9 protein-coding genes are annotated in these 18,023 nt (G+C 51.4%); 3 read left to right on the forward strand and 6 right to left on the reverse strand.

All coding sequences use genetic code 11. From position 1 onward, the window contains the following. Positions 1-500 precede the first annotated feature (500 nt). Positions 501-896, reverse strand: a complete 396-nt coding sequence (locus tag SBI19_RS27360) for a hypothetical protein (protein ID WP_317972699.1) — start codon at positions 894-896, stop codon at positions 501-503. A gap of 79 nt (positions 897-975) precedes the next feature. Between SBI19_RS27360 and SBI19_RS27365 the strand changes: the two genes are divergently transcribed. Then, positions 976-2,022 carry a LacI family DNA-binding transcriptional regulator gene (locus SBI19_RS27365; protein WP_317972700.1) on the forward strand — a complete coding sequence of 349 codons (1,047 nt, stop codon included), beginning with the start codon at positions 976-978 and terminating at the stop codon, positions 2,020-2,022. Positions 2,023-2,039: 17 nt separating this feature from the next. After that, complete coding sequence (locus tag SBI19_RS27370; RefSeq protein WP_317972701.1) at positions 2,040-3,206, forward strand: amidohydrolase family protein; 1,167 nt, start codon at positions 2,040-2,042, stop codon at positions 3,204-3,206. 111 nt (positions 3,207-3,317) lie between these two features. Here the strand turns inward: SBI19_RS27370 and SBI19_RS27375 are convergent, their stop codons facing one another. Beyond that, the gene (locus SBI19_RS27375; RefSeq protein ID WP_317972702.1) at positions 3,318-3,569 is read right to left on the reverse strand and encodes a hypothetical protein; all 252 of its coding nucleotides are present in this window, start codon (positions 3,567-3,569) and stop codon (positions 3,318-3,320) included. 146 nt (positions 3,570-3,715) lie between these two features. Between SBI19_RS27375 and SBI19_RS27380 the strand changes: the two genes are divergently transcribed. Beyond that, the gene (locus SBI19_RS27380; protein ID WP_317972703.1) at positions 3,716-4,594 is read left to right on the forward strand and encodes an SMP-30/gluconolactonase/LRE family protein; all 879 of its coding nucleotides are present in this window, start codon (positions 3,716-3,718) and stop codon (positions 4,592-4,594) included. 343 nt (positions 4,595-4,937) lie between these two features. Here SBI19_RS27380 and SBI19_RS27385 read toward each other — a convergent pair whose 3' ends face one another. The 4 genes from SBI19_RS27385 to SBI19_RS27405 all read right to left on the reverse strand — a co-directional run bounded on the left by SBI19_RS27385 (position 4,938) and on the right by SBI19_RS27405 (position 17,746). Then, a complete protein-coding gene (locus tag SBI19_RS27385; protein WP_317972704.1) occupies positions 4,938-5,852 on the reverse strand; it encodes a glycoside hydrolase family protein in 915 nt (304 codons plus the stop codon). 103 nt (positions 5,853-5,955) lie between these two features. Further along, positions 5,956-8,325: a glycoside hydrolase family 95 protein gene (locus SBI19_RS27390; RefSeq protein ID WP_317972705.1), complete on the reverse strand. Its 2,370-nt coding sequence runs from the start codon at positions 8,323-8,325 to the stop codon at positions 5,956-5,958. Positions 8,326-8,415: 90 nt separating this feature from the next. Beyond that, complete coding sequence (locus SBI19_RS27395) at positions 8,416-9,975, reverse strand: glycoside hydrolase family 43 protein (protein ID WP_317972706.1); 1,560 nt, start codon at positions 9,973-9,975, stop codon at positions 8,416-8,418. Positions 9,976-10,111: 136 nt separating this feature from the next. Then, a complete protein-coding gene (locus tag SBI19_RS27405) occupies positions 10,112-17,746 on the reverse strand; it encodes a LamG-like jellyroll fold domain-containing protein (RefSeq protein WP_483312346.1) in 7,635 nt (2,544 codons plus the stop codon). Positions 17,747-18,023 lie beyond the last annotated feature (277 nt).

An 18,023-nucleotide genomic window follows, 5' to 3' on the forward strand; every position in this document is an offset into this window, starting at 1 on the left:
TTAAAAGCTGACTTGCTTTAAAACATATCGCTCATTGTTCAGTTTTCAAGGAACAAGTTATTTTGCTTCGTGTTTCTCGTTTCCGGCGTGTTTCTCTCGGCCGGAATTAGAATATATCATGTTTTGATTTCGATTGTCAAACACTTTTTTTAATTAAGTGCTTAACTCTTCGTAATCGTTCGCCGTTTCAGCGGCGGAATTACATAATATCATGTATGGTTTCATATATACAACACACAATTTATTACAATTATAAACCGCTCCATACTGAAATGAAGCTTAGCCTGTGTGTCTACAGTTCCTATACCTACAGTTCCGCCCATCACGTCGTATCGTTGCGAGTAACGGTTATGACCGCTCTTATTGTACGCCAAACGTCTTTGTTCCCCAGTTAAAGGTTCCCGACGTGCTAAATCCGTAGAAAGAAACGCGAGAACTCCGATATTACTACATAGGATGTGCCGGCTATCTTATTGATAGGATTATGCAAGTAAGAACACCTATATATGAAAGACTACATCCCTTGAACGGAACTCCGTCTCGTAATGACGTGTCACATCAACACCGGCAAACACCGCTTCGCAATAATGCATAACCATTCCAATGGATGCCTCACTTACAGACAGCATGCCTCGGTAGACGGTTCTGCCATTAAACGAGAAAATCCAGCTAGATGCGAATTTACGTACATTCCATTGATGATAGCACGAAGAATTGAAATCATAGTCCAGCGGCAGCTGCGCAAGCTCCGTTACAATACCTTCTGCCGTCTTTTGCACAAATGTTTTCCTTCCGGCATCCACTAGCGCATCGATCCAACGATCGGAGCCGCCGAATCGGAACCCGAATCGTCCGCCGGACATTCGCTTGATCCACTTGGACGAGCCTTCGAACACGAAGTCTTTGCTTTTGGCTTTTTTCGGGAACGTTCCCAAAAATACCTTGATCGCTTATAAATCCCAATATATACTAGAAATGAAAATTGGGAACGTTCCCGAAATAAGGAGGGTTATTCTGCGAGTATCCATTAAAGACATCGCCAAGCATTGCAGCATGTCGGTAAGCACGGTGTCTCGCGCCTTGAATGGCGACTACGGCGTCAAACCGAAGACTAGAACTGCTGTCCTGGACGCTGCCAAAGAGCTGGGCTATGTGCCCAATCTCGCCGCCAAAGAGCTAGTGAGTCAGAAGAGCAAACTCGTCGGCATCTTTATTAGCGACAGCGACTATGAAGCGCGTCCAGCGTTCTTCGAGCTTCTTCCTTACATCAACCGAACGTTAGCCCTTCACGATTATCGTGCCATTATTTGCACCTTGCGCGATAGCGGCTATGTACAAGGGGAACTGTCGGATACGATTGCTCTCCGCAATCTAAGCAGCTGCATCCTGCTGACCACCTTCCATTCCAGTCATCCGGTCTATAACGAGATTAGACAAACCGTTCAACCGACCGTCGTCTTCGATAACTCGATCCTTACTCCTTCTTGCTCCAACATTCATACGGACGAGGTTGCAGGCGCCTATATGGCCACGCGGTATTTGCTCGATTGCGGGCATTCGAAGATCGCATTCGTGAACGGTTCGGACCAGCTCGAGATCAGCATGGAACGGTTGGAAGGCTTCCGCCGTGCCACCGAAGAAGCTAATTTGCCGAACGACCATACTCCCGTCCTATTCAGCGATTTCACCGGCACCGGAGGCCAAGACAGCATGCGCCAACTGCTTCGTCTGCACCCGGACGTTAGGGCCGTCTTCTTCGCCAACGATTTGATGGCAATGGGAGCCATATCCTATCTGGCCGAGGAAGGCATTCGTGTGCCTGATCAATACTCGATCATCGGCTATGATGGACTATTCGTAGGGAAGTATTACAATCCGCCGCTTGCGACCATCGTCATCGATAATCCGACGATCGGAACGAGGGCAGCCGAGATGCTGCTGGCGTTAATAAACGGGGGCAGCGGCACAACCATTAGAGTCATGCCTCAATTATTCCAAGGTAAAAGCGTTAGGACACTTTGAAGACGGGGGAACGAATCATGCTGCGGATTACGCGTTATTTTGCAATAAGTGCATTGTCTATCGCTCTAGTATCACTAGTGGGCTGCCAATCGTCGGACAGCGCCACCTCATCCTCATCCTCTGACTCGCCCGCTTCGACCGCTGAAGCGATATCGAATCAAGACGGCGAAGTAATCGTCGAGCCTTTGACGGAATATACCCCTAAACAAGATACAGACTTAATTGAAAGCATAAGAAAGAACAAGAGCCCCAACACAGAATTGTACGAGGTCTATAAAGATCTTACCGTCATCGACATTCATAACCATGATGCCGCTGATCCGAACGCACTTGCAAAGTGGGGGCAATACGGAATCGATCGCATCGTTTTGTTCGGCAATATTTCCGAACCAAGCGCTCAAACGACGGATCAACAAGCCTGGGAGCAGTATCGCAAGCAGCCTTCGAGCGTGTACCCTTCTTTCTCCGGATTTCCGATGTACGAAGACGAGGGCATAGAGATCGTACGGAATAATTTGGAGCAAGGATATTTGAACATCGGAGAAGTTGCGGCCGCTTCAACCTATTCGCCGATCGTATCCAAGGTAGCTTGGAAATCCAATCATCCGAATGACGGCAATCTGCCGCGCATCTATGATCTAGCCGCGCAGTATCACGTGCCCATCCTGCTGCATATCGATCCGCCCAACGGCGAACCTATCGTTCATTTGGAAGAGGCTTTGAACGAGCACCCCGATACGACCATTATTTTCGGGCATGCGAATGCATACAACTCTCCGGCCAATATCGAAGCTCTGCTGACGAAACATCCGAATCTGTATATCGATTTCTTCGCAGGGTTCACGGCATACAGTAACGACAGCACCAATAAACTGGAGGATTTCGTACCGCTTATCGAGAAGTATCCGGACCGGTTTATGCTGTCGACGGATTCGGGTTATGGCTTATCGGTGGACTCGGCGGGCAAGGCGCTCTACGACCTGATCGATTTGCTCACGCCGGAAAGCGCAGTCAAAGTCGCCTATCAGAACTATGAAAAGCTAATAGAAACGCAGCCGCCGACCGATACGCAGATCGAAACGATCAAAACGTTATCCGCGAAAGCCGGCAAATTCGAAACCTATAAGCTAAACAAACGAATGGCGAATGAACTCCTATTCGAATTGACTGAATTAACGAAGTAGTCCATGGCATCAATCAGCCGTTCAGAAAGTCAAAAAGATCGCCAACTGCCTGGTTAAGCCAGGTAGGATAGGCGATCTTTCTGTATTTAGTACGGTTAGTTCTTTAAGGGCTTACTTCTTCGTAACCTCTAGATCGGAAATCTTCGATTCTGTCAGTACGTCCGACTGCGCGAAGACACCAACGCCAGCCAGCACATCGTTTCCTAGATCGATCTCAATGTCCTGCAGCTTCACCCACTCGCCCTTAGCTGTATCGAGATAGGACACCGTAACGACCTTATCCTTCTTGGTCAAGCGAATCGTTCCGCCTTCAGGGAAGCTGGGTTCACTTCCCTCAGTACGTTTAATAAAAGGTTTGTCCATTATTTCGGGCTTGCTCCACGGGAGTACCGGAAGCAGTTACGCGGCCTCTATGAGGTAAGCCAACTGTGGCGCCTCTTGAATATGTTTCCGATGACGTGATACGTTTATAGCATCTATCAAGCTCATGACGAGAAAGGTGACTCTATATGTATGAAGTAAGTTTGGTCTATGATGCGCAAGCACAACTAGGCGAAGGTCCCATCTGGGATTCCACTGATGCACGCCTTTATTGGGTAGACATTCTGGCGAGCAGGATTCATATCTGTGATCCAAGTAATCCTACTGCCTCTTCCTATATCGAAGTTGGCCCTTACGTAAGTTCGATCATTCCTAGACAATCGGGAGGACTGGTTCTTACCTTGCAAGACGGCTACTATGCTCTGAATCCCGAGTCAGGTGAACTTACCCTGCTTGCCAAGGCCGAAGGCCCCGAGCTTGGTAATCGGATGAACGATGGCAAATGCGATCCGGCCGGCCGCTACTTGGCGGGGTCCATGTCCTTGAACGATCAAGCAGGCAATGGCAAGTTATACAGTCTGGATGTTGATCATACCGTCAAGACGCTTGTCAGCGAGGTTAACCTTTCCAATGGTTTGGCATGGACGCCAGACGGAACAACGCTGTATTTCATCGATACGCCGACACGGCAAGTATTTGCTTTCGATTATGATGCAGCGACGGGATCCGTTAGCAATCGCCGCGTAGCCATTACGGTACCGGAAGCAGAAGGTTATCCCGATGGCATGACGATCGACTCGGAAGGCATGCTGTGGATCGCCCATTGGGGAGGATGGCAAGTGACGCGTTGGAACCCGATCACCGGCGAGATGCTGTTGTCCGTTCCGGTCCCTGCGGCGCAAGTCACTTCCTGCACGTTCGGCGGCCCCGAGCTCGATGAGTTATTTATTACGACGGCGCGCGTAGGAATCGATGAGAAAAGTTTGGCGGATCAACCGCATGCAGGGGGAGTATTCCGTGTGAAGGTTGGGGTAACGGGGCTTCCTGTTGAACGGTTTAGGGGATAGTGAATCTAGCTTAAACAAGGCTGTGCGATGCGAAGGCTTAATGCGCCCCCTTCGCCTATGACTGACACGCACCAAGAGGCTGGTAATTCATCCGTAAGACTATAATGAGAAGCCGCAGATATATCTACGGCTTCTTATTATAGGACCAATGTGATCTGTGGATGACTTGCAGTGTCTATATCCAAAAGAAGTATGTTGGGAATAGATAACACAACACTCTTAACAGTTGTCATCAGAGCCCCAAGCACGGTTAATACACTGTGTGCACCGGTGCATGGATCCTCGGCCATTGGTATAATCATTCTCTACTTCTGTCCGATATCGACCAGCCTGCCTTAGAAGATCAATCTTCCGCCCTGAGATTCAGCTCAAATTCCTTGTCGCGGTCGCAGATCAGCACGCCGTCCACCACTTCCAGCTTGGCAACTTGAATGGATGAGCGACGCTGTTCATAGCCCGAATCTTCATTGTGCCCATGAACACGGCCAGGATGAGTGAAATAAAAGATATACCCCTCATCGCCTTGGACGACCACATCGGCGTGAAGGCCGATCGTTCCGTCATCCTCACGGCTGCCAGGTTGATCGAGAATGAGGCCGTTTCGTTCCCACGTCTCAAGATCATTCGAGCGATACACGCCTTGACCGCGCCACTCGTCTATGATCATCCAATAATAGCCGCCCAAGCGGAAAACATTCGGCCCTTCGTGGCCTCTTTCGGTTATTACCGGACCAATCGGCTGCCAATCATACAGATCCTTGCTCTCGGCAGCATAGGTATGATTCCACTGCTTAAACCACATTCGAAACGTGCCGTCCGGCAGCCGGTACACGCAGGCATCGATCACGTTCTCCTCACTAAGGCCAAGCGTGGATTGGAACGCCCAACGAATAAGGTCGGGGCTTGTATAATGCCGAATCCGAGCCTTGCCCGTCCAATCTTTCGGTACGCCGTGAACGTATGTGACATACATATGGTACAGCCCGTCATGCCAAATGATTTCAGGCGCCCAGAACGTATTCCTGCCCCAGCCCGTTTCGAGGCCTTCCAGGATCCCCCGGTATAACCAGGTTGATCCGCCATCCGATGAAGAAGCAACGCCGAGATCGGTGCCATGCACCCAGCCGAATTTGGGACCTTCCTGCGTTGCCCTGCGGTTCGTATAAATCATCCACCACTCCTTGGCCTGCCGGTTCCAGATGACTGTAGGATCCGCCGCACCGTCATAGATGGGGTCTCTAAACAATGGCGCTTTCATACCATACTCCACTCCCTTTATGCATGATTGGTGACCTCATAATAAATCCATTCCCAATACGACTCTAGCACCGACTAGTCAAAATCATCATTCCAGAAAAAAGCTATCGTCTCAGCCGGTACCTGCCTTGCGGATTCGTCTCGAATGTCAGCATTCCTTGCTCATCCGGCTGTATCTCAAGCGTGATGCCTTCTGATTCCACTCGAAGCGGAACGGAAGCGCATACTCGGCAGATCCCCCCGGAATGAGAGATAATGTCAGCAGTGTTAACTTCTCCTTCGTTCCATTCCATCGACACTTCGAAATTGCCTCTTGCACGCAATCCTTTCACATAACCTTCCGGCCAGGCATCGGGAAGCGCCGGCAGCAGTTCTAACAGTCCTTGATGCGATTGCAATAGAAGCTCGGCGATTCCCGATGTTGCAGCGAAGTTGCCATCAATCTGGAATGGTGGGTGAGCATCGAATAGATTGGAATAAACGCCACCTTGATGATAGTTTTCCTTATCATCTTCAACCAACCTCAGGAGATTCGTTATTAAACCTAATGCACGGTTACCATCACCGAATCGCGCCCATAATCCAACCTTCCAACCAAGACTCCAGCCGGTTCCTCCATCTCCGCGGATATCCAGCGACCGTCTGGCAGCAGCCATCAATGCCGGACTTTCCCGCCATGTCAATTGTCGTCCAGGATAGACTCCGAATAAATGGGAGACATGACGATGGAACTGATCTTGATCTTCGAAGTCCTTCGACCACTCCTGAAGTCTTCCATTGCTTGCAATTTGCAGTGGATGCAGGCGGCTCCGTTTCTCTGCCAATAATCCCCGGAATGATTCGTCTATGCCAAGGATAGTTGAAGCTTCAATTAGGTTCGTAAATAGATCCCAGATCAAAGACAAATCCATAGTCGATGCGGAACTGACCGAAGCTAGGCCATCCTGTGTACGGAACTTGTGCTCTGGGGAAGTGGATGGCGATGTAATCAAGCGTCCTTCCTTATCCTCGTGCAGCCAGTCCAGACAGAATAAGGCTGCGCCTTTCATTATCGGATAGGCCCTTTCCCTCAAGAACTTCTTATCGAGCCCAAACGCATAATGCTCCCACAGATGTTGACAGAGCCATACCCCGCCCATCGGCCAGAACGCCCAACTTGCATCCCCGTGTCCATAATCTCCAACAGGCGAGGACTGCCGCCAAATATCGCTGTTGTGATGTGCGGTCCAACCGCGTGCTCCATAATTGGCAGCTGCCGTTTTGTGACCATTCACCGATAATTCTTCAATATAATCGAGCAAAGGAGTATGACAATCTGCCAAATTACAGGTTTCGGCAGGCCAATAGTTCATCTCGGCGTTAATATTCAGTGTCCAGTTGCTGCTCCAGGGTGCTCTTGTCTCTTCATTCCAAATGCCCTGCAGATTGGCAGGCTGAGTACCCTTACGCGAGCTTGCGATCATCAAATATCTGCCGTAATGAAAGAGTAGCTCGACAAGCGCTGGATCATTCGCTCCGTAGTCACGAATCCATGCATCCGTCGAGCAGTCTTCTGGCGCCAGTGATTTGCCAAGACTAAGCTCCACTCGACCGAATAACTGCTGATGATCTTGAATATGTCTATTCAGCAAATCAGAATAAGAAAGCTTTCTGGCACTTTCCAAATCATACACGGCTGCGGCGGACTCATTCTTACCCTCTTTGCCAGGAGAGCGGTCATACCCATTAAAGCTTGTCGCCGCACTAAAGATAAGGGTGACCGCAGTTGCGCCGGTTACGGACAAACCATCATGGGTATAGGAAGCCTGTCCATCTTCCAAGCTCGCTGATAAACGCCCTTCGAATCGCATAGCATTCGAATTGCCCTTCTCACCGTAGATGAGAGGCGTATCCGTCGCATAATAATTCGGATCTACGTGTTCCGGTGCATCGCCGCGCACAAGGAGACAATCTTTCTCGTAAGCGGTCTCATAACGCAGCGGACTCTCAAGCCGGGCTAGGAAATTCAATTTGCCAGGGCTGCTTGCTTCAAGTCTAAGAACAACGACTTGGTCTGGATAGGAAACAAACAGTCTTCTTGTGTAAGTGACGTTTCCTATCTGATATTCCACAGTGGAAGTACCGTCTTCGAGATGCAGTGCCCGGCGATAATTCTTTACAATATTGCCGTGTAGAAATTTCAAGTATAAATCGGCCATCGGTAAATACGACTGTACATATGGACCCATCATTTTTTTGCATAATTGATCGGCTGCCGCGTAGTCGCCTTCCTCAACCAGCTTTCTGACCTCGGGAAGGATATGGACGGCATTGTCATTATCCGTATTGCGGGGACCGCCAGACCAAAGGGTATCCTCATTTAATTGAATCCGTTCCGTTTCCGGTCCGCCGAACATCATTGCACCTAAGCGACCATTGCCGGTTGGTAAGGCATCCGTCCACTTAGTGGATGCACGTTTATATTGTAATTTCATTGCAAGAAATCTCCTTATAACAAATGTAGATTCTACGATTCGACTCCATAAAATTTCGCGCCATTCTGCCCTAATACAGGCTTAATTGTCTCATCGGCCCCTCGCGGCAACCTCATAGCTAAATTGGTCTACATCCATATAACCCTGCTCTCTTTCGCAGTTATAGCTGTATAACCCGATCCGATCGCCCCTGTAATTCCCCCATCCCAGCTGATACGCGTCTCCAAAGCTTATGAATTGTACGCCGTCGACGCTATATTCAAACCGGCTGATTCCGTCTATGTTCCACACAGACCTTAACCAAAGGGTAGAACTCGTTAATTCCGGACCCCATTCTACCGTACCCGAATGGTTGAACTTCAGGATCCTTGTCCCATTCCGTTGCTGTACGCCAATCGTGCAATAGGTTTTCGCAAAATGGCAAAGGCCCGCTTCTTGCCCGTCCGCCATGCCGCCGATCTCTATTTTTGCCGTTGCCGCATTCTGATCGGTTCTGAATGCTCTTTGCGAAAGAACATTGCAAACAGTAAAAAAATTGTCCTTATCGATAGGTAGGCACGCATACAGGCGCAAATGGCCCGGCCGTTCCGTTAATGACCATTTGTCGGCTCTTGGCTGATGGTTCCACTCCCAATACGGCTCAAGCACCACCCGGTCAAAATCGTCATTCGTGGAAAGAACTGTCGCGGGATGCCCGCTAATCGGCTTCTTGCCGCCCCATACCATCTCTCCGATTCCGTCGCCGTCGATGTCGTCACCGATCATCGGCCAGTCGTCATCCCATGTGACGGGCAGCAAGTGAAGCGGTCTCCCTTCGAAATCGCCCGATCCCTGGTGGCTGATGAAGTACCATTCTCCGGTAACGGTATCGAGCAGTCCGCCTTGATTCGGCTCCCGGTCGATTTCCTTTCCGTGCGTATGGATAATTTCCTTCTCCTCATAGGGCCCGTAAATATGCTCGGACCTTAACATCATGACGACTCGGACTTCACCGGCCTCCTCCAGGCGAACCTCGCTGTGGAAGAAGTAGTAGGATCCGTTTATTTTGTAAATCTTATTGGCTTCGCTGCCTTTGTACTGATGAATGATCGTATCGGTGTCATGCAGCAGCTCTCTGCCGTCTTCACTGAGTTTGAATAAATGGATGTTGTAATTGTCTGCAAAATTCGTGGCAACGAAGTAGCCTTGCCCGTCATCGTCCCAGAACGGACAGCAGTCGTCCCAGCCGCTGACTTCCCAGACGCGATGAAGCGGCTCCCACGGTCCCGCCGGATCGACAGCCGTGCTCATAAACAATCCTTCATCGGGCGTGAAGAAGTAGACCCAGAATTTATCCTTATGGAATCGGATGGCGCCGGCCCAGACTCCTCTGCCATATCGATTCATACGATCGTAATTGTATTCCGGGCCAATGCTTGTCAAATCATTCACAACATGTCCGATCATGCTCCAATTCACAAGATCCTTGGAATGCAGCACTGCCATCCCCGGCGAGCAATGCAAAGTAGAAGAGATGCCGTAATAATCATCGCCGACCCGAATGACATCCGGATCGCTATAATCGCCGGGCAAGACCGGATTGACATAGGTGCCGTCCCCCTGATCTCCCCAAGCTCCCTTCTTCGATAATAAATTGTAGTTAACTTCCATAGCCAAGCCATCCTTTGCCTTTGAATTTAACGGGTCGTTGTACATCTTCAATCTTCTCTTCCGTTTTCAAGAAAAAGCCCCCAATTCAACGAGGATTCGATTGGGGGCTTCGATGATTATGCGCAAGTTGACTCGTTTATCGGCCTTTTTGCTCCTTGACGGTAATCGTGATCGTTTCGCTGGATGTCTCGCCAGCCGCATTGACCAATACGGCGCGGTACGCGTATACGCCCGGCGCTCTGCCGGAGATGCTCGTTGCCGCCTTTTGGGCCTTAGGCGTCGCTTCGCTCAGCGTCTGCGAATCGATCAATGTCCCGTTCTCGTACAAGCGGTACTCGGAACCGTTTGTTCCCCACCACATGTTCATCGTAACATCGTAATTCCCGTCGCCGTCCCAGTTATTATGGGACAAGACCGGTTTGCCCGGTGCGGCGTCGGTGACGGTGACGACACGCGGGTCGCATTGGGTCGTGCCGAAGATGTTCGTGAGTTCGCAGGTGTACGTGTACGTACCGTTTGCTTTGCCCGCGATATCGGTCTTCACGGTTTGCGCCTCCGGCGAGTTGTCCGTCAGCGTCTGCGTGGCGATTAGCTTGCCGTTCTCGTACAGCTTGAACTCCGTGCCGTTGTTCCACCACCACAGGTTCATGGTGACGGTGTAGCTGCCGTCCTTCAGCCCCGTGTCATGCCCGTTGTTGTCGGACAGAACCGGTTTGCCCGGAGCTCCGCTCGCAAGCGGCGTCACGTCGTGCAGCCACTGCGCCCAACGAATCAGCACAGTCGCCTGCTCGGCAGTGAACACTTGGCCGCTTTGCTTGTTCGCGTCTGCGATATACGCCTGCAGCAGATTGCGAGCCTCCGCACCTTTTCTTTCGGCCGCTTTCGTTTTGGCCGCTGCCAGCTGCTGCTGAAGTGAGGTCACAACTTGCTGCGCGCCGGCTGCCCCTGTTTCGGCCGCGAAAGTTTCGGTGAGTGCAGACAGACTGTCGAACGTCGCAGTGACGCTGTACGAATGTTCGGCCGATGAGCGGTGTCCAGCGGCATCCTCCGCTTCCGCCGTCACCTTATGAACGCCCGGCAGCAGCGTATACGCCTTGACATCCACTAGCGGTGCGTCGCACGGCGAGTCGGTCACGCCGGAGACGTTGTCCGCCTCTTCGCATGTGATGTTGACCGTCTGATCAATCGTATAGGACGCTTCTCCGAAGATCGTGAGTTGAGGCGCGGTCAGGTCGATCTTCGCCTCCGCCGATTTCGGATAGACCGAACCGGTTACCGTTCCAGGACGATACAGCATCTGGTTCGAGCCTTCCCGCCCGAGGATGACAGGCGCGTCGTAGACACTCCAGCTGCTTCCGCCATCTAGGCTGTACTGTATATTCTCGTAACCAGACAACGTCACCGTAACGGGTGCCGTATACCAGCCGTTCAGGCCGTTCGGAGACGAAGGATCGAACGACGACGTGATCTCCACTACTTCCAGTGCTTCTATTGCTTGCAGCAGACTTGCAGATTGTGCATCGATCCTGTCTTGGGCGGCATCTGCAGGCAAAGCTTTGGCGTTCGTAACCGTATCCGTCAATGCTTGCCAGCTCGATTCGGTGTAAAGCTCGGCATCAAGCGCTGCCGCTTGATCCAGCAAGTACGCCAGTAAGGAATCGTCCCCGCGCGGCGCCGTATTGTTTGCTAACTGAAGAATCTCTTCCGCGCTTAATACATGATCATAAATACGGAATTCGTCCAGCATGCCGTTGAACAACGGGTCTGAAGCGAACTGGCTTTTTCCAACATAATTTAGTGTCGCCTTCAAGTCGCTCGGCTTGATCGTGGCGTTAGCGGAAGCCTGTTCTACGCCGTTCACATACAGCTTCTCCTTGCCGTTCCCGAGTGTCACCGCCACATGAACCCACGTATTCGTTGCGAGCTGCGAGGTTTGTACGATTTGCTCGGCGCCGCCGTTCTTGATTGCAAACCGAAGCGTATTGTTGCCCGATCTCGGCGCCAGGAACATGTATTGGGTCGTGCCGTTGCCGAAGTCGAAGATTCGCTGCCAAGCGTTGCCGCCCTTCCAGTACACCCAGGTCGACACGGTGATCTCGTTGTAATTGGACAGCGGATGCGTAGAAGGCAGCGCGACATAGCTATTGGTGCCGTTCAATTCGATCGCTTTCCCGACTTGCCCTTCCTTGAACGCAGGGGTGCCGGAAACCGTCCCGTTGGCATAACCGAATGCATTATCCGCGTTGCCCTCGAACGAATAGAGAGACAACGGCACCCGAACAAGATTAGCTTCCGCCTGTGCAAGCTCGGCTGCCAGCTGCATTTTGTCAGCTTCCGGCTTTGCCATTTCCGCTCCGATGCGCGTCGCTTCCTTCTGATACAGATAGTAACTGCCCCGCGTATAACCTGCTGGCGGAATGACGTTCAGATTAACTTTGAAATCTACCGTTTGTTGGGTCTCTCGTATTCCGTTACTGACCGTAAAGAGGACCGGATGGCTGCCGTAATCCGCCTGCCCCGGCGTCCAGGAGAGCACGCCGGCAGCTGCGTCGAAGGCTGCCCCTGCCGGCAGGTTCGCCGCTTTGTACGTCAGTTTCACGCCCGAAGGATCGGATGCCTGCACCTGATAGGTGAGCGGCATCTTCGCCGTCACTTCCACAACCGGATCAGCTGTGATGACCGGTATTCCTGTCACCGTGATCTTGACGGTTCTAGAGGTGGACAATTCTCCGGATTTGACGGTAAAGGTCACCATATGCACGCCGTATTGCGCTTTGGACGGCGTCCAGTTGAACGTGTGTGTGTCCGCGTTGAAGGAAGCTGCTTCCGGAAGATCGACTGCCTCATATTGGGCGCCTTCAATGCCGTTCATCTCTTGAACGGTAAAGGTCAGCTTCTGCTCCGCAATGACGAATTGATCGCCAATCGGAGCAAGCACCGGCAGGGACGGATCCTGCAGGATATCCAATAATTCCTTCAGCTTGGCTGACGCTGCATCGATAGCTTCCTGCGTGGCACCGGCACGGTTATACACCGATTGCGCTTCTGTGACAACAGCCTGAAGCACTTTGACGCTCTCCTCCGAGTAATTTTCCGGATCAATCGCTGCAGCTTGATCCAGCAAGTACGCCAGTAAGGATGTGTCCCCCTGCGGCGCCGTATTGTTCGCTAACTGAAGGATCTCGTTCGCGCTTAATGCACGATCATAAATGCGGAATTCGTCCAGCATGCCGTTGAACAACGGGTCTGAAGAAAACTGGCTTTTCCCGATATAATTCAGTGTCGCCTTCAAGTCGCTCGGCTTGATCGTGACGTTAGCGGATGCCGCTTCGACGCCGTTCACATACAGCTTCTCCTTACCGTCCCCAAGTGTCACCGCTACATGTACCCACGTATTTTCTGGGAGCTGCGAGGTTTGTACGGTTTGCTCGGCGCCGCCGTTCTTGATCGCAAACCGCATGAAATTTCCTGTTTTCGGCGTTAGGAACATATATTGAGTAGTGCCGTTGCCGAAGTCGAAGATTCGCTGCCAATCCTTCCCGCCCTTCCAGTACACCCAGGTTGACAAGGTGATTTGGTCGTAACTGGACATCGGATGTGCGGCGGGAAGCGTAACATAGCTGTTGGTGCCGTTCAATTCGATCGCTTTCCCGACTTTCCCCTCTTTAAACGCAGAGGTGCCGGAGATCGTCCCATTGTCAGACCCAAACGCATTATTCGCGTTACCTTCAAACGGATAGCGGGACAACGGGTTGCGGGCAAGCAAGCTTCTCGCATCGTAAAGCGCCTTGGCGATTTGCAAATCCGAATAATCCGGCGCACTCATCTCCGTTTGGATGCGTTCCACTTCTTCGCTGTACAGATGATAGCTCACTCTCGAATATTTGCCCGCCTCAAGATTTGCCGCATTATCGAGCGCAAGCTGAAGCGGATCGATGACCGTTACCGACGTACCGTCCGTCGTACCGGTCACGACAGGCCCATTATCGTACAAGATCGTAAATGAAACAGGCCCCGTTCGATAAGCGGCTCCAACCTTATACCGGGCTTTCCAATGCTGACTGTCGCCGGAAGCGATATCCGCCAATTGATCGCCGAAATAAACCCTGACGTTCTGAAGCGCTTTACCGGCGGCAAAATCCAAGGTGACCGTATCCCCAATCACAGCTAGAGAAGAATCCTCCGGATTATCCGACTTCAGCGTAACCGTGTCCGGTAGGACCGGGCTTTCGTGTACGACGGTACCATAGAACTTGATTTCGGCAAGATTGCCGAACCATTGGGCCCCATTGTAAATCCGGATATAGCGGTAGGCTTTCGAATTCTGAACAGGGAATGTCTGCCAATCCAACGCATTTACAGCTGGGGCGGTCAACGTCACCCACGGCTCATAACCGATGTGGTTGGTCCCCTGGATGACAACGCCTGTCGCCCGGGCGGGAGCGCCTTGACTTGCAAGCAATTTGACTTGAGATAATTGCGCCTTGTCTCGATCGCCGAGGTCAAAGGCAACCCAAGAGCCCCAGCCTCCGTTATCGGAGCGAAAATCGGATACGGTGGCAGCATTCACGTCAAACAGAGCGGACACTTGCTGAATGGTCGCATCCAAGCCCCGGCCCGGCGATGAATCAATCAAAGAAAGCCCCTTAAATACATCGTTGAGGAGTCCGTCTTCATTCACGATCGTCACCGTGGTGCCATCCGTCGTGCTTTTGACCGATTTTCCGAAATTCGCGCCTTGATTGTAGTCGATGCGGAACTGGATTTTGCCAGGCGTATAGCTCTCGCCAAGCTTGTGCGTCACGGTAAAATGACGGTCATCTGCGGAAACGGCATCCATCTTCGCAGCGCCGAAATAAACGGCAACATTATCGATCGGTTCGCTTGCGGTAAACGATAAGGTCACGGTATCGCCCGCCGTTGCGATGGATGGATCGCCCGGATGATCGGACCCGATGGATGCCGCTTGCAGCAGATCGACAAACGGGATATCCGCATTGTCGAAACTGAAGTAATCGACTTCCGCTCGGCCATCGGCAGTTCCGCCGGTTGCTTGCAGCCTGAGATAAATCGCGCCTTCTCGCGCAGCATAACCCGATTTCGCCAAATCGTACGCGATCGTGACGAACTCGCCGTTCGTATTCGGAACGGCAAATTCAGCTACGGTATTGGCAGCCGCATCTCCACTGCCAAGATCGATGGCTTTCATGACGACAGGCTCGTTGCTCTTCACCCGCAAAACCATAAAGCGCCGGTCATCGCCTTTGACCCCCATATCGACATTGCGATAGGTTAATGCGGAGCCGTCTCCCGGTAACACGACGTGATCACCCATTTTCTGAGCATTGCCGTACAGATCGGAAAGATAGCTTCCGCCCTGCCGCTTTGTCGATTGAACCGCTCCGGAAGAGGATGGCGTTACGTATTTAAAACTGTTTAAGGTCAATGCGCCGGTCCCTTTGTAGACCAAATAAAAATCGTTGTTGCCTCCGTTATTGCCGTAAATAATCTCATCGTTCTGATGATCGAAAGCGGCGGTCACCGTGCTGCCTGCCGTATCCGCAATCGGATAGCTCTTGACGAGCTGGCCCTGCGGGCCTCCAAGCCTCATTTCAAGCATGCCGCTTCCCGCAGCTTTATGATTCAACAGCAATTGTACGGTGCCGCTGTCAAAATTCATGTTGCGATACCCGATATAACCGCCGTCTGTCAGGGTAACGTTATCCGTCACCTCGTTCTTCACATAACCTGTTCCGCTTGTAATCGGGGCTTTAATCGCCTTGTTATCGGTCTTGGCAAAACCGCCGGAAAATTGGAACCAGCGCGCTTCGGCGGCAAAATTATAGGCATTGTTGGAGCCCGTCGTTTTGAAATACAGATTTTTCTTGCCTTTCAGTGTATCGCCGATGTTCTCGAATTTCTGAACATAGGTGTTCGGTATGGTCCACCAGCCTGTATGGGGAACCTTAAAGATGGCTGTCGGCGTCGTTTTGGCCATGGAAACGTCGTCCAACTTCACGTCGGGCTCGGTAACGTACATCGTGATGATCGACCCGGCCGACGAGTTTTGGGCATAGGTGAACGCGAGCGTATCTGCGGGAACCGAACCGAAATCGAAGTTTTCGTAGCCGAACCAATTGCCGTTCATCGTCCCTTCGGCTTTGTATTGGACGGCACCGTTTTCGTCCAGATAACTGGCGATTCCAGGTTTTACAAAACCGTTCTTGAACCAAACTGCGTTGTTGGAGGAAAAAGGCACAGCCGGGTAACGGTTATATAGACCATATAAATTTCCCGCTTCCTGCAAAGGCTGCGGCGGACCCTTCGGCTCCGTGTCCAAAGCCCCGTTCGCAGGGGTAAAGAGAAGCTGGCCAGACCCCGGCGTATCGATGGCCGGAACTTCAGGATGCTCCATCAAGATCTCGGGATATTTGAACAATTCGTCATATTTACCGCCGGAATATCCTTTCTCATATTTATAATAATTGTAGATGGAAGCGGCTTCTGTTATGGACCCGCCTCTCGGACTGATGCCGGTCCACCCAGTCTTTTGTCCCACGCCGTTGATATGAGGGAAATATTCTACATCGTACCCTGCATTGTATTTCGTATAATAAGAGAGGGCCTTTAGCAGCTTTTGATCCTGGAATTCGAAGGGGTCTACTCCGCCCTCGGCAACCGGAACCCCGGTAACAGGATCAAGCTTCGTCCCCTGGACATGAATGGTTCGGGCCGTTACGCCGTATGTCGCCACGTCAAGGTTCGAGTGACCCTGATCGCGTCCCATCTCGACGACCTCTCCATTATCCATTATCGCCGCGGCGAGCGAGAAATTGATACTTTCTGCCCCGCTTGCATTATCTTGGTCTACGGCTTTTTTATTGACGGCAAACCGCTCCACCGCTTCGTTATAACCGTTAATATCGTCCAGGAAGATGGAAATGGAAATATACCCCATATTCCCTACGGCCGCTTGATTATAAAATCCGAACCACTTGTTCGTTTCCTGCCAGATGAGTCTTAAGAAATTGTCGAAGACCTTCTTTTTTTCATAATCGATATTGCCTTCGGCGTCTCGGGACCATCCGGAGCTTGGCGTATAGAGGAGAATTTCTGCCGCGGCAGCCATCTTCTGGCCTGCTACACCCGAGGCGAGAACGCTGGATGCCCCCCATACCTGCGAGATCGTATCCCAATTGGCCGGTTCCGTCGTATCGAAAAATTGCTTAAGCCCATAAGCCCATGCGTCCAATACATTTTTGGCATTGTTCAGATAAACTTCATCCCCCGTGATGTACCACATGAGCGCTTGTTGATAGGCTGTCGTGGCATCCTGACGCAATTGCTTGTCCCCGTTGCTGTCGGAGACTTGAGGATAGGTGAACTCCTTTTGCGTTCCTCCGTTCCCATAGATCGCTACATTTTTCGAAGATTCGGCTGACCTTCTGAACACATCGAATGCAGATGCCCAAGGCTCTTTGCCCAGCCAAATCATATCCCTCATGGTGTTCAGATCCGATCGCGATTGCAGAATACCCGGATGGACGATTCCTGTCGGACCTTTTACTACATAGTCGTCATAGCTTCGGTCATAGTTCGGATTGATAACTGCGCTATTTTGCGGCGTTGGCACATTGGACACATAAGGGGTATAGGGCGCAATGCCTGAAGCTTCGGCAGCCTGTACGGTTGCATTGCCGACCGGTAGGATCCCGCTTACAATGAGCAGGGATAATACGATGTGTTTGCATTTGGTCAGAAACCCTTTCATCTCAAAGACCTCCTTTCCAGATTGAGCCCCTGGCGGGCCAAACGTACGACCTGTTTTACTTTCATTGTCATTACTGCTCTCCTCTCTGATTTCAGTTGCAAATCTATACTAAACCGCCGAAGCGAGTTCAGCCTGTCTGCGAGGATCAGCCTTCGCTGGTCCAAGTCTACGCCTGACGCAAAGACGACTTATAGTTTTGTAAGCGTTTTCATAATTGACCGATTCTCCTTGCGAGAATCCTATCACCAATCCTCAACCATCGGATAGCCGGCAACGT

Source organism: Paenibacillus sp. CCS19, assembly GCF_033239625.1.
Lineage (GTDB): Bacteria > Bacillota > Bacilli > Paenibacillales > Paenibacillaceae > Paenibacillus_T.

Coding starts and splice junctions, on each gene's coding strand:
- SBI19_RS27365 (WP_317972700.1), top strand. CDS start 976: ATGAAAATTGGGAACGTTCCCGAAATAAGGAGGGTTATTCTGCGAGTA.
- SBI19_RS27370 (WP_317972701.1), top strand. CDS start 2,040: ATGCTGCGGATTACGCGTTATTTTGCAATAAGTGCATTGTCTATCGCT.
- SBI19_RS27375 (WP_317972702.1), bottom strand. CDS start 3,569: ATGGACAAACCTTTTATTAAACGTACTGAGGGAAGTGAACCCAGCTTC.
- SBI19_RS27380 (WP_317972703.1), top strand. CDS start 3,716: ATGTATGAAGTAAGTTTGGTCTATGATGCGCAAGCACAACTAGGCGAA.
- SBI19_RS27385 (WP_317972704.1), bottom strand. CDS start 5,852: ATGAAAGCGCCATTGTTTAGAGACCCCATCTATGACGGTGCGGCGGAT.
- SBI19_RS27390 (WP_317972705.1), bottom strand. CDS start 8,325: ATGAAATTACAATATAAACGTGCATCCACTAAGTGGACGGATGCCTTA.
- SBI19_RS27395 (WP_317972706.1), bottom strand. CDS start 9,975: ATGGAAGTTAACTACAATTTATTATCGAAGAAGGGAGCTTGGGGAGAT.
- SBI19_RS27405 (WP_483312346.1), bottom strand. CDS start 17,746: ATGAAAGGGTTTCTGACCAAATGCAAACACATCGTATTATCCCTGCTC.